At 47.8% G+C, this 12,746-nt stretch carries 16 protein-coding genes; 2 read left to right on the forward strand and 14 right to left on the reverse strand.

All coding sequences use genetic code 11. The annotated features are described in order from the left end of the window. Positions 1-21 precede the first annotated feature (21 nt). A complete protein-coding gene (locus KNP96_RS12200) occupies positions 22-501 on the forward strand; it encodes a TIR domain-containing protein (RefSeq protein ID WP_214770788.1) in 480 nt (159 codons plus the stop codon). 80 nt (positions 502-581) lie between these two features. On the opposite strand, the gene KNP96_RS12205 is transcribed toward KNP96_RS12200, so the two are convergent. The 6 genes from KNP96_RS12205 to KNP96_RS12230 form a co-directional block, all read right to left on the reverse strand. Further along, positions 582-743 carry a hypothetical protein gene (locus KNP96_RS12205; RefSeq protein WP_214770790.1) on the reverse strand — a complete coding sequence of 54 codons (162 nt, stop codon included), beginning with the start codon at positions 741-743 and terminating at the stop codon, positions 582-584. Between the two features lie 84 nt (positions 744-827). Then, positions 828-2,291 carry an ArdC-like ssDNA-binding domain-containing protein gene (locus KNP96_RS12210; protein ID WP_214770792.1) on the reverse strand — a complete coding sequence of 488 codons (1,464 nt, stop codon included), beginning with the start codon at positions 2,289-2,291 and terminating at the stop codon, positions 828-830. A gap of 5 nt (positions 2,292-2,296) precedes the next feature. After that, positions 2,297-2,575, reverse strand: coding sequence for a hypothetical protein (locus tag KNP96_RS12215; RefSeq protein ID WP_214770794.1), 279 nt, complete (start codon positions 2,573-2,575; stop codon positions 2,297-2,299). After that, positions 2,572-3,027: a hypothetical protein gene (locus KNP96_RS12220; RefSeq protein WP_214770796.1), complete on the reverse strand. Its 456-nt coding sequence runs from the start codon at positions 3,025-3,027 to the stop codon at positions 2,572-2,574. Before KNP96_RS12220 ends, KNP96_RS12215 begins: the two co-directional genes overlap by 4 nt. Before the next feature lie 11 nt (positions 3,028-3,038). Further along, complete coding sequence (gene mobP2, locus KNP96_RS12225) at positions 3,039-4,199, reverse strand: MobP2 family relaxase (RefSeq protein ID WP_214770799.1); 1,161 nt, start codon at positions 4,197-4,199, stop codon at positions 3,039-3,041. Next, positions 4,192-4,443, reverse strand: a complete 252-nt coding sequence (locus KNP96_RS12230) for a hypothetical protein (RefSeq protein ID WP_214770802.1) — start codon at positions 4,441-4,443, stop codon at positions 4,192-4,194. The genes mobP2 and KNP96_RS12230 overlap by 8 nt, the downstream gene beginning before the upstream one ends. Before the next feature lie 136 nt (positions 4,444-4,579). On the opposite strand from KNP96_RS12230, the gene KNP96_RS12235 reads away from it, so the two are divergent. After that, positions 4,580-4,726 carry a hypothetical protein gene (locus KNP96_RS12235; protein WP_214770805.1) on the forward strand — a complete coding sequence of 49 codons (147 nt, stop codon included), beginning with the start codon at positions 4,580-4,582 and terminating at the stop codon, positions 4,724-4,726. 221 nt (positions 4,727-4,947) lie between these two features. Here KNP96_RS12235 and KNP96_RS12240 read toward each other — a convergent pair whose 3' ends face one another. Genes KNP96_RS12240 through KNP96_RS12275 form a run of 8 tightly spaced genes read right to left on the reverse strand, consistent with a single transcriptional unit; the run spans position 4,948 to position 12,744 of the window. After that, positions 4,948-5,787, reverse strand: a complete 840-nt coding sequence (locus tag KNP96_RS12240; protein WP_214770808.1) for a hypothetical protein — start codon at positions 5,785-5,787, stop codon at positions 4,948-4,950. After that, positions 5,788-6,345, reverse strand: a complete 558-nt coding sequence (locus KNP96_RS12245; protein WP_214770811.1) for a hypothetical protein — start codon at positions 6,343-6,345, stop codon at positions 5,788-5,790. Positions 6,346-6,358: 13 nt separating this feature from the next. Continuing rightward, positions 6,359-7,465, reverse strand: a complete 1,107-nt coding sequence (locus KNP96_RS12250) for a lysozyme family protein (RefSeq protein WP_251135783.1) — start codon at positions 7,463-7,465, stop codon at positions 6,359-6,361. Further along, positions 7,465-9,408, reverse strand: a complete 1,944-nt coding sequence (locus KNP96_RS12255) for a VirB4 family type IV secretion system protein (protein ID WP_214770813.1) — start codon at positions 9,406-9,408, stop codon at positions 7,465-7,467. Before KNP96_RS12255 ends, KNP96_RS12250 begins: the two co-directional genes overlap by 1 nt. A gap of 7 nt (positions 9,409-9,415) precedes the next feature. Further along, positions 9,416-10,051 (reverse strand): hypothetical protein, encoded by a 636-nt coding sequence (locus KNP96_RS12260; protein ID WP_214770815.1) that lies wholly within the window; start codon positions 10,049-10,051, stop codon positions 9,416-9,418. 4 nt (positions 10,052-10,055) lie between these two features. Continuing rightward, positions 10,056-10,367: a DUF5592 family protein gene (locus tag KNP96_RS12265; RefSeq protein ID WP_026831506.1), complete on the reverse strand. Its 312-nt coding sequence runs from the start codon at positions 10,365-10,367 to the stop codon at positions 10,056-10,058. A 4-nt stretch (positions 10,368-10,371) separates the two neighbouring features. Then, entirely contained in the window at positions 10,372-12,300 is a 1,929-nt protein-coding gene (locus KNP96_RS12270; RefSeq protein ID WP_214770817.1) for a pLS20_p028 family conjugation system transmembrane protein, read from the reverse strand. Positions 12,301-12,315: 15 nt separating this feature from the next. Further along, positions 12,316-12,744 carry a hypothetical protein gene (locus KNP96_RS12275; RefSeq protein ID WP_214770819.1) on the reverse strand — a complete coding sequence of 143 codons (429 nt, stop codon included), beginning with the start codon at positions 12,742-12,744 and terminating at the stop codon, positions 12,316-12,318. Between the last annotated feature and the right edge of the window lie 2 nt (positions 12,745-12,746).

A 12,746-nucleotide genomic window follows, 5' to 3' on the forward strand; every position in this document is an offset into this window, starting at 1 on the left:
GAAGAAAGAGAGTGAAGAATAATGTATAAAAAAGTTTTTTTTAGCTTTCATTATGAAAATGATGTAAGAAGAGCAAATGTCGTAAGGAATTCTGGTGTGTTTAGAAGTATTCAAGAAGCCGGATTTATTGATAAAGCAGAATTTGAAAAGATAAAACGAACTGGAGAAAACGCAGTGAAAAGGTGGATTGACCAACAGCTGAAAGGTACGTCAGTTACCGTTGTTTTGTTGGGAGAGGAGACTTTGAACAGGCCATATGTCAGGTATGAAATAGAAGAAAGTTATAGAAAAGGTAATACTATTATTGGTGTGAAAATAGGAAATATTAGAGATATGGTTACAGGATTGAAATCTATAAATCCAAGTACAGTAAAGATAATAGGTACAAATGTCCTTGGTGAAAGTTTAAGTTTCAATGAAATCGTTTCTGGAGTGTACGATTATATTAACGATGATGGATATAATAATCTTGGAAAATGGATTGCTAAAGCTTCTGTATAAAAAAATAGATATTTATTTTAATAACAAATATAGCAATAACAAAAAGACGAATCATTAGTGTTGATGATTCATCTTTTTGTTTATTTGTTAAGGATGGATCCAGCTTTTTTCTCAGCCGTTTTTTCATCCGTCCAATCCATCTCAGACAGCATACTGGCTTGCACTTTTTCGATTTGTTCACGTGTGTAGCCGAGCTGCTCCATCGCGATGATAGCATAAGCAATCGCTTGATTATTATTCAAATTACATCCTCCTCTTCATCCGTATTGTCAGTATTATCCTGCTCTTTCATATTACTTGAATTCGACTAAAAGAAGGAAGTGATTTTAGCGACTACGGAAATCTTGTTCCGGCACATTGAAGTGACGCGTCACAATTTGTCGTACCTTTTCTAAGTCGCGGTCTTCTGTCGAAACCATCTCGTCATACCACGCTTTCTCAAGTACTTGCTCTGTCTCTTTGCTGACGATCTCCGTCTTCAGGATATGATGTAACGGACTACTTGCTTCCTCAAGACCCTGGAAGTGTTGACTGATCGGTTCTTCTCCAGGAATAACCAATGTATAGGCAATCGTCTCGTGTTCGTCGAAGTCGCGGTCGTTGGCTTTCGCGAAGGGTTCGAAGAAGTCTGTCGCTCCATGGACGAGCATCATCGGCTCATCGAACGTCGAGAGATCCTGCTGCGTGTCTTGATTAGCGATACTCGTCAGGTAAGCTCCGACGTCTTCCGGGGTGTGTTGCATGATCCGCTCGAGCCGTTCGGCTAATGGCATCCCCTGATCCGTAATGTATGACTTGTTCTCGATATGTTCGATCATCTTGAGAGGCGATGCTTCCCGTTCAAGTACTTGCTCCTGCTCGAGCGAAGCATGGATCTCACGGATGAAATGACCGGATGTCTGATGGACTTCATGCAACAATTCTTCTTTATCGCGCAAGTCTCTCCCTTGTGTCCAGCTGGCGAGGTACGATAATGAAAACTCGTCTGTCGGAAAATCGAAATGAGCCGCAACCGTGTAGGCGACCATCTCCGCCTGGAATTCCTTCTCGTGCGGATTCAACTCGATTCCGCGCTCTTCGTTTCGTTCTGTGTTATGCAAATTCGCATGCGCGAGTTCATGGATCAGGACGATGACGTTCTCAATGTCCGAGTTCCGCGGATTCAGGGCAATCGCGTTCAGCTCTGGATAGAAGCACCCTTTCGCGGTCCCTAGTTCATGAATCGGCTGATCGAGTAACATCACGCCTTGTGTCTCAGCGATCCCGTTCAACGCACGACGAAATGACTGTGCTTCACGGATTGATCCATTTCGATGATACGAAGCAAACAGTTCAGAGACTTCGAGCCCCTTCTCACGAGCATCGGTTTGCGTGTACTCGAAGACGTGACCAATCTTATAGTACATCGCTTTCCACGTCGGAAGAGCACCTTCCTTGGCGCGCTTTTGTTCTGTCTTCGTTGCGTCCTTCCATGCTATCCAATCCGTATCTCGCTTAATGAAAGTAACGGGGGAGGGAACAAAAATCTTGATGCCTTTCTCTCCTTTTTGGACCTGGACGCCTTGCTTCTCCCAGTACGCATAGGAACCGACGGCACGGGCGCCTTGGAACTGTTCCTCGATTAATAGCATGTTCCGAGTCGAGTAGCGGTGGAATCGGCTCATGAAGTCTAGATGTTCCTTGATGCTCTCCTGACTGACGAAGTGAGAAGCGAGCTGCGTCTCCATCTTGTCGGTCAATGCTTGTACTTCCTTCTGATAATCCTCACGTGTTTTCTTCTTGTATGCCATGTGTCTCACGCTCCTTCATACGAAACGGGCGAATCAGCAGCACCTTCGAAATCTTCTAGTTCCTGCAGGGCAATCGGATCGGCAGCGAGTTGATCCAGTAGTAGATGACGACGATCACGTGATACCGGTAGCAACAACAGAGGATCTTCTTGCAAGATCTCAAGGAACGAATATTCGTCATATGAGACAGGGATGTCGTATCGCGCTTGATGAATCAAGACTGTGACGTAGGTCGGTTGCAGTTCGAGAAACGTTGCGAGTGTGAAAGCTTCCAGTTGTCTCATTTGTGGGTCATCCTTTCCTCATCCGAATGCTTATGCTGCTTTCGTTGGTCGATCCGTGATTTGACGGCCGTCTCCGCTGTCTCAAGGAACGAAGGACGGTATTCTGTCGTCGGGATGATATCCTCGATGCTTTCCGTCTGCATTAAGGCTTGCACCAGTTCAATCAATACCTGTGTTTGAAGGTCTGTCTGTTGGACGCTCTTTCGTAACGGAGAGAGACTCTTTGTGATTTGTTCTTCCCAGAACATGGTCAACTCTTGTTCGATCTGTTTTGATACGGAACGACTGATATAGTTCAAATCCCATTGCTTCTTGATCATCTCTTGATAGTCACGGATGATGTGATCGATTGCCGGACCAATCCCGGACAGTCGTTCCCGCTCGCGATACTCCTCTAAAAATTCAGCGGTCACGGCACTCATTCGGACTCGGACTTGCTTCGTCTCTTCCATTCCGGTTCACCTTACCTTTCGTATTGAACTTCCTGTTCGAGTTGTTCAAACGCGCGCTGATTCTTGATGTGGTCCCATTCATCGTTCATGTGTCGTCCGATTCGATAGAGCGTCTCTTGCATGATCCGTTCACGTCGAAACGTCGCTTGAATTCGTTGTTTGGGCGAAGATGCAACTTTCTTCGCAAGCTTCTGAGTTGGCTTGGACGACTCACGTATCTCGGACAGGACGGCGTTTCCCATTCGCTTGTAGAGATCCTCTTCTTTCGTCTTACGATAAGTTGATGCTTGGGATGCCGATCCATAACTCCGCTCGTAGAACGCGACCTCTGTATCGAGTTGTTGTTTAAATTCGCTGTGCTCTTTTTCGAAGTAGGTCGCAAGATACATGTCAGTAAATTGATTGAGTGAAGGACGCAGTTCCTTCATACCGTTCATGCTGTAATACCATTGCCGCTTGTCGTTCGGTAGTTGTTTCTGAATCGTTTTGTACTGCCGAACGAGTTCCGGGTGCAAGATTCGATTTGAAAGAGACTCTGTTGAGCGATTGTGCTTGTGCGCCAAAACCTCATCGCGGATGAAGGTATTCAGTTTTTCTTGTTCACGTGTCCGGTCGGCAAGCGTATGGACGACTTGTGCCCTCATCTTTTCAATCGTTTTTGGTTTCCGTTTACCGCGTTCGCGTGGATGGATCGTCTCGACTGTCGCGACATGGATATGGATGTTGTCCGTGTTGTAATGGATGGCGGCGGTCCATGTCGCGTGTAGCATCTGTTCCTTTTCGATCATCAGTGCAGTTGCGTTCCGTGTCGCCTGCATCAAAAGTTGCTCATCGATGTAGCGATTTTCTTTGACGCCGACTTCTTGTAACCACGCTTCGTCGAACGAGATGATATCTTGCCAGAGGATGCTGCCGTTCTCCTGCGCCCGTCGAAAGACTTCACGCAATTGCTCTCGTTCAGTCGCATTCAATCGATTTTGCGTCGCTGTGAACAGACCGCTCGATTTCAGTTCATCCTCCATATAATCGTGATAGTTCTCAAACTGTTGCGACCGAGCTTTCGTTTCCGGTCGATCGATGTAACTAAGGTACGTCGTATAGCGACGCGCACGTCGGGTTGCTTGAGGGAGTTTGAACTTCGACTTGATGATGACACCGGGCACCTTAGTCATCCTGCATCACCTCACGGAAGAGTTTAGTCAATACTTCGAGTTCGGTTGCGCTCCGCTTCAGGTGTAAGGTGTTCGCTTCGAGCTGTCGTTCGAGGCGTGCTACTTGCGTCGACTGGACGCCGTCCGCGCACCAGGTCGTTAGCAATCCTTTTAATAATTCTTGTCGGGAACACATCTGTTTCTCCGCTTGTTCGTCGAGTTGTTTGACGAGGACGGGGTCGATGTCGCGAATCAAGAGATTCATCTGTCTTCCTCCTTCCATCACGAAAGTGAGTCTCTACTTTCAAAGAAATGAAATTCTTTCCGAACAATTCATTCGTTCCTCCTGTCATTAGAAGTGAGAAAGCTGCTACCGCTCAGACAAGGAATGGAGGAAACATATGCAATCAATCATGGAACACAGTTATGCACTTGGAGAAGCCTTGAGCGTCTCCTTGATCGTCGAACTTCTGAAACATATCTGGTCGAAGATGCAACATCATGAGACAAAAAGGTTCGAAAAAAGTGACGTAATTGAATCGAGTTAAGCGTTGATAAAGATCAATAGGATTGTTAATAGTATGCTGGGTTTTTAAAAGGTTAAAACACAAAAACAGTTCAAAATCGTGAAAAAGAGCATAAGGGGAAACTGCTATCACTCAGCGTGCTAGCCTAGGCGGAGCCTATTGTTTCCCTGATATCATCAAAATCGCTAAAAGGTCACACCCTGTGCCACTAAAAATGGCATTTTGGCACGGTGTGTGCCACCTTACCATTTCAGTTCACGTGCTTTAATGCGCAACTGATCTTGTCGTTTCTCTTCTTGGCTGAGTTGTTTTTTCAGTTCCGTTTGTCGTAGAAGTGCTTCTTCTTTGTCCTGCTTCAGATTGAAGATTTCATCCTCACGTTCGACTGCTTCGTCGAGTGTCAGGTCAGGTAACGTGGCTTGTTTCGTCTCGATGTCCTGTTCGATTTGTTGGATGAGCGAAGCTTGTTCCATCTGTTCGTGCTTGATTGTTTCGATCTTTTTTTGACTTTGTGTGTGTTCGTCAGTGAGAAAAAGTTGCGCATAATCGTCCGCTTGTTGAGTAGGCAGTGACTTATTTGAGACACGACGCTGATCCATATAGAGTGATTCGACTAGCGCATCTTCTCGCTTCGTAGCACTCAGCTTCTCGAGTGACTGTTGTGGTTCAATGACATACAAGCGGAGTGCTAGCTGATCAAAGTCGCGCGGTACATCTTCGATTTCGAAGACGTAGTGTTGGTCCTGGTGATAGACGACGCGGACGCGCTGCTCATCCGTCGGTCGTTCCTTGTAAGCGATGCGAGTGACAAGTTTTGTCGCGTAGTCTTGGGGTTGATCGAACTGGAGGCGGACGCGCATTTGCTTCCGTTTCGCGTCATGCGACCAGTCGAGAAGCGTGACATTCTGTCCATTCTTCAACCGCTTTTCTTCACCAATCGGTGTCGCATTGATCTGTTGTTCCTCAGCAAAGAAGAGGGAGGAGAAACCAAAAAACAGAAAACCAATCAAGAAGAATAGGCCTGTTCCGAGATACAATCGCGACCAGTCACGGGTCAACGTCTTTCGCTTTCCTGGATGCATTTAGACACCTCCTGACGTGTGAAGACTCTTCATCTGATCGACGATGTAACGTCCGTCATGATGTGTAAAAGTCAGTTCAACCAGCTCATCCGACGTCTCTTCGTAACCGTTGGCATCAATCGTCAAGGTCCGTTGGAAGCGGACGAGGCAATGCTCCGGATCGTCATGGTTCGGAAAGACTTCGATGTCCGAGACGGAGGCGTTGAACTTGCCATCACTTCCGCTACTCGCGAATAACGTCCGTTTGATGGACTCCGACATATACTGGGCGGCTTGTCGTTTACGCGTGGGATAGGTCCCGTCTTCCCACGTGAAAGCAAACGTGATGAAGCGTTCCGCGCTCTTAGAGATGGTCGAATCGTGCTCTTGCTCCTGTCCGTCAGTGGGAACAGGAGAGTCCATCGTGGTCGTCTCTGGTTGCGAATCTTTTCTGTTTTTCTCTGTTGTCATGTGCGGTCTCTCTGATGCCGACGAACGGTATTGATAGACGTTGGCACTGACAGACAGTAACAGACAGAACAGCACGAGTCCTAAAAGATGACGACTCGTCAATGCCATGTTGCATCCCTCCTTATAGAGAAAAGAGTGGTGCCGGATCAATGTGTCCGGACCAATCACTCGTCTTGAATTCGATGTGCAGGTGGTTCCCGGTCGAACGTCCAGTCGAACCGCACATCCCGATTGCTTGTCCGGCTTCGATCTTCTGACCCGCCTTGACTTGGCGTGCGGAAAGGTGGGCGTAAGCGGTGATCCATTCTCCTTGTTTGATCTGGATGAGCTGCCCATAAGGTCCGCGTAAGCCGCTATACGTGACGGTACCGGAGCGGACGGCGTGGACGGTATCGGTATCGTGACAACTGAAGTCGATGCCCTTATGAACGTCCGTCTTTCCGAAAACGATTCGTGATCCGAATCCCGACGTCATCTGAAGCGGGATGTCGAGGGGCGCATGGAGTTTCCCTTTGATGGGTCCTGTCTTGCCTTCCGCCAGTACCGTCGGCGTCAGATACCGGAGGACGGCATCGACATATTCGATGTCACCGTAACAGGCTTGGTGCTCGATCGCGCTCGGACGATGGCACTGATAGATACCACTCTTCTTGACGTGTTGGTACATCATCTGTGAAAAGGAAATTGCGAGTTGCTTCGTGTAGCGTCCACCGTTTTCTTGGACATAATCGATGAAGCCACCCCCGAAGTTGTAGCTTTGGAGCGTCAACTTGACGTCTTTGTTCGCTTGTCGGAAGACCGATGCGAAGTGTTTCACCCCATAACGAATGCTCTCATCGGAAGAAGTGATGCAACCAATCCGTCCGCATTTGGATTCACTCGCTTGCATCGGATCGTTCCCGCGTCCGCCGCTCTCCTGCATCATCAACGCAAGGACGACGTTCGTCTGTCCCTCGAGTTGTTCCTTCTTTAATTCACGCGCAATCGCCTCGCGGTACTGTAAGACATCATCACTAACCTGTAAGCTGGTGTCCGAGTAAGCAATCGGTGTCTCCGTCGCCTGCTCATTCTCGATCCCGGTCAACGTATCGAGAATGCCTGCGACGATAATGATGAGCAGGAGGAGAAGGAGCGCGATACCGAGGGCAATCAGACGATACTTTAAGGTCAGGAGTCGCCATTTCATCCGGACGGCGACACGTGCCGATTGCCGGACTGTACTCCACATCAGGCACCACCTCCGAACAAGGTCAGCTCCTCGGGCGAGACATCGACATCGAAGATTAAGGTCTTCACGCCGGAGACACTAAGGACGATGCGTCCCGTCTCGAGCGATGGGATCAACCGCATCTCACTCTCAGTCAACTGGCCATCGAAGACGGTCTGGATCGTCGGGATGCTCTCTGCATCCTGCTCGCCGACGAACTTATACTGCGTCAGTTGGAACAACGTCTTGACGTTCTCGGCGTTCTCCGACTTCGAGCCGGTCGGGACGAAGTCCGTGATCAAGTGCGAGGCGAAGAAGATACCACCGAAGTATTTCCTTGCTTCCCGCATGAACTGTTGCAGGTATAGAATCGCCGGTTGGGCGATATCGCGCGTGTTGATCAGATGATGTGCCTCATCGATGACAATCAGATACTTGAAGGCGTCCTCAATCAATAGCTCGCCCTGGTTGTAGCTGCGCAGTTGCCCGGCACCATTGAGGATCATCCCGTCCCAGAGCATATTCATCAGGTTGAAGACCTGTGCCTGAAAGATTTCATCCTTCAGGTTAGTCAAGTTTCGTAGCGGAAACGAAACGATCGCTTCTTCGTCGAACCGCTCGATCGAGGAATGTCCATCGAAGATGTTGCCGTAGTTATGGACAAGATTCGTGATGGCGAGTTCGATGTTCTCTAGCCGTCTGACACGGTTCGTGCTGATGGTCTCGCGGATCGATGTCCGTGCTGCATCGGCATATAATTCGGAACGAACAAGCGTCAAAAAATCGGAGAAGACGGGGTAGGTGTTTGCTTGATGCGTCGTGATTGGGGCGTCACCGTCCTCGTTCCATAGCCCCTTCTCAAGATAGAGTTGCCGGAGCAGAATCTCGAACTCGTTTGATTCTTCCTGGGAGGCTGCCGGATTGATGTAGTGATAGAAGACCGCGATCTTCGACAAATGTTGCATGAACGATAGTGCTTCGTCCGCAGAACCGTCGGCGTGCGTCACCGTCTTATAGACATGGAGCGGATTGATCCGACCAGCGGAGCCGTCGAGCGCGATTTCCTTTCCACCAAGCTGTCGTACGAGATCGGAGAACTCGCCCGTTACGTCCAAGATGCGAACGTGATTGCCTTTGATTGCTTGATCGAGGACCGTCTTTTTGAGCAACGTCGACTTCCCGGAACCCATCTTCCCAATCATCAGCGCGTTGTAAAACTTCCGTTGTTTATCCTTATGGAACAAGTCGAAGATGACACTCCCGTTCGTGTCGGTCGTCCCGTAATAGGTACCGGTCGGATCCTGTAGCGATGTGAAGTGGAACGGATAACCACCCCCAATCGACAGTGATGGAATCTCTTTCCCGCGACGACGGTTCGGTAATTTTTGTTGTTGCTCATAGCTCAAGAACAGGCTCTGCCATTCCCACTCCTGTTCGTTGAGGAAGACGGCAGCACGGAAGTTCCGCGCTTCCAGTTCTTCCATTACGTCCTGGACCTGGCGTTCAAGTGCTTCGAGCGTTTTTGCTTTGACGTAGAGTCGGAGATGCAAGTACTTCATCGTCTCGCCTTGCGTGATCTGTTCATAGAGTTCGTTCAGTTCCTTATATGTCTCACGCGCATCAATCCGGTCGACATTATCTTTCGCATTCTCGAAGCGGGTGTTCTGCTCGGCCATCGACTTATTGATCGTCCGGATCATCTCTCGCTTGTCCGCTGTCCCGATGTCGAGCGTCGTCAGGACACCTGGCAGGTTAAGGATTGGCTCAAGCCAGAAATCATAGACGGTCGACTGATACTTATAGACATGGAGGCAGGCGAGATAACCGTCACCGGTCCGGACATAGTTCGGTTCGAAGCGGAGTCCGCCTTGCGGCTGGATCGCTTGGACGAATGTCGGATTGTAGCCGTCCTGTTGTTTAAGTGTCTCAGGATCCTGCTTTCGTAGAAAACGTGTACGCCACATGACGTCATCACTCCTTTCCGTCCTGGGTTGGTTTCGTATTCGGGTTGTGCAGTTGGAACAACACATGGATTTTCTGCTCGATCGTCAGTTCGACCATCGGGTTGCTGCGCCGAAGGAGTTTCGTTAATTGATGCTTCCGTTCCCGGAGCATTGCCTCGTCCGGAGCATAAAAAAAGAGGAGATAATCGCGATTCGTGCGATGCTCCTCAAGGTAGATCAGTTCTTGTTTCTTCTTTTGGAGGAAGGGACGATAGGCGGCAATCTGATTCTGCCGCAGCTGTCGTTCGATCCGTTGTTTCTGTTTTTCTAGATTAAGCGGTGTATTGAGCGGAATCACCTTCAATGGATGGACATACGCTTGTAAGAGATAGGCGAGGGAGAAGATGTCGTGGTCCTTCTCCGTCTCAGATAGTCCGTAAATATCCTTTGAAGTCAGTTGAATGATGTCGCAAAACGTCCCGTCCTGCATCTCGAACACATCGAGCGCTGTTGAGTCGATAATCGGCAAAATGGAGACGACTGACGGCGGGATGCGGACACGTTTTTCCTTGCGTGTTGGTGGTGTCGTCAACTCAACCTCGTCGAGCCAGGTAATATCGGTCATAGGACTTGTTTTCAATCGTGTATCTTCCGATAAACTCATCTGATCACGCTCCTTTCGAAGATTCATTCCGGTCGGCCAACGCGATATAGGTGTCTTTCTTCTTGATCAGTGCGTAATAGAGCACGTGGACCATCCGTTTCTCCGGGTTCGTCGTCGGTCGGATAACGAGAAAGAGTCCGAAGCCAACGAGGAAGCACGTGAACGGGAGATGCAAGACGTCCGGGATGAACGGAAGGGCAATCAACCGGACGATGATTAAGGCGACGAGAAACAGTAAATCATAGAGGTAGAGCATCTTATTGATTTTCAGTTCGGTCGTGACTTCGTTCGGAATCCGGTATTGGCGCTGTTGCATGTTCTCACTCCTTTTTCGGGTCTAGACGCGGAACATCCGTCGAGTACATTCGGGATGATTCCTGCGTCACACGTGTCTGGGCTTGTTCGACATGCTTGAGTTCTTTTTGTGTCGTGGTCTCGAGTGTCTGATAGATTGATTTTCGCTGACGCTGCGTTCCGGATGACGTCTCCTGCGAATCACTGGTTGACGGTGAGCTGCTGGAAGAGCTAGACGATGTGATGTTCGGAGACACATTCTCTGTTGTTTCTACAGAATGAGCGGACGTACTAGCATTCGTTTTGTCGAATGGTGTCGAATCCACTGAAGACGTAACAGGATTGCGATTTACTTCGGAAGTCTGTGGAGACTGTGTGACCTGATGAGATGTCATAGGCGTTTCAGGTGGCAAAGTAACCTGTTGTTCATTCGACGACACATTAGACATCTTCGGTTGCGTAGCAGGTATTGTCGATTGAGAAGTCGATGGCAGCACAGGTGTTGATTGTGTGACAGAGTCCGGACGATGTGGAACAGATTCGGGTGATGCTGCTGCAGCCTGAGCCTCTTGCACCGTACCATGCATTGGCATCTCAACCAACTCGCTTTGTTGGTTCTCTGGTCCTGCTGGACGAGATGTCCGCTCTTGTGCTTGTGATGGATTCTGAACACTCTCAGGCGAACGATCTGGACGACTCGCGGGTGTACCGCCATTCGGTGGCGGGTTCGGTGGCAATTTCGTACTCGCTGCTTCCGAGACAGAAGGAGTGGCAGGGCGTGATGTCATCTTAATCGTCTGACCGGCGACACGAGCGCCCACTTTCGCTGTTCCTTTCCCGACAGCATACGCACCGAGTGCGACACCCCAACCGCGCTTCAGACCGGCATCAATCCCGAAGAGACGTTCGACCATGTTTGGTCCATCAATTAAAGCTGCAGAGAAGGCAATCAATGCAATCAAATAGGCGAGTCCGTCCAGTGTATCGGCCAGGTATGCCGTTCCAATCGTATAGAGTTTGATCGAAACGAAGATCAGAATGATGACGAGAAAGGTGTTCAAGATGCTTTGGATGACATTCTTCGTCTTTTGTCCGCTGTGTAGATCAGCGGGTGCTATCAAAATCGCCAAGACATAATTAAAAGCCAACTCGAACGAGAGTCGAGCCAGCTTGTAGGCAATTGAGAAGAGGGTGAAACCCATCACCCCAAGCGTGACGAGGATTGTCAGCCAGTTCGGGTGATACCGATAGTAATATTGGTTGTTCCATTCAACGCCACTTTGATCGAGTTCGCCTAATACAGCTTCTTTTCCATCCCACATCACAAAACTCTCGGAAAGTTTAATACCTGTATCAGAAAGCGCAAAATCATTTTGATTGAAGACTTCGTTGACTCTCAGATTTTTAACTAATGATTCAGGGATGTTATTCATTTTTTCTTTTTGTCCAGGTACTTTAAAATCTTTTTTATCGTAGAGTACTAAATCATGGATGTTCTGAAGTAATATCTTATTTGAAATCGTAGAGTCATTGTCGTCATACAAATTGCTCGAATTAGTTTGTGCAATCGCTTCATCTGAAAAATCATTTACTTTTATCATCGTAGGGGAAAGTAGCCCTAGGACTAAAAGAGTGATAAACACGTTGATTAAGAAGCCTTCCCGATCAAACTTCTTTTGGAAGATAATCAAATAGCCTGTAAAAAGAAAGCTACCAGCTAAGATGACATATAAAAAAGGTTGAATCGTCTGAACGAATTCAACCACTTCTGGATTATTAAAGAATGTCTTTGTTAAAAGGATAGTGTTCGTTACTTCTTCTAATCCATCAATTATGACAGCAAGTCCCCGAACTAATATCCATCCAACAGTCCTTAGTGCATCATTTACAAGATTACTGAGATTAAAAACATCCTCAAGGTCTTTGAACTTTGAAATTAGCTCGGAATCTGTCATAAGATTCACTCCTTATTAACTGTTCTGATCAATAAATTTTTCGACTTCATCGTTCAGTTGAGTTCCAGTAAGAACATTAATATTTAGCTCGTCTTGTACTTCACCATCCTTAATGAAGTATAGACGCTCTCCTTTTAATTCGGATGTGTATTCAAAAGTATCCCTGTTAACTAATTCTTTTCCATCAGGTTGGAATGTATTGTACATCTTCACCGATTTGTTCTTTTCTTCAGAGATGTTTTTAATCTTATCGACGTAACTCTCAAATTCTCCATCAGTTTCTTTTACCACTAATAAGATACCGTCTTTTTTACCATTCATCATCTTATCAACTTCAGAATCTTGTATCTGAGCTAATGTATTTTTCGACGTTTCTTCACTACAACCGACTAAAAGTAACGCAGAGGAAATCAATAGTCCGGAGAGTACTCGTTTCGCTTGCATGC

The organism is Exiguobacterium sp. s133, from assembly GCF_018618595.1.
Lineage (GTDB): Bacteria > Bacillota > Bacilli > Exiguobacteriales > Exiguobacteriaceae > Exiguobacterium_A > Exiguobacterium_A oxidotolerans.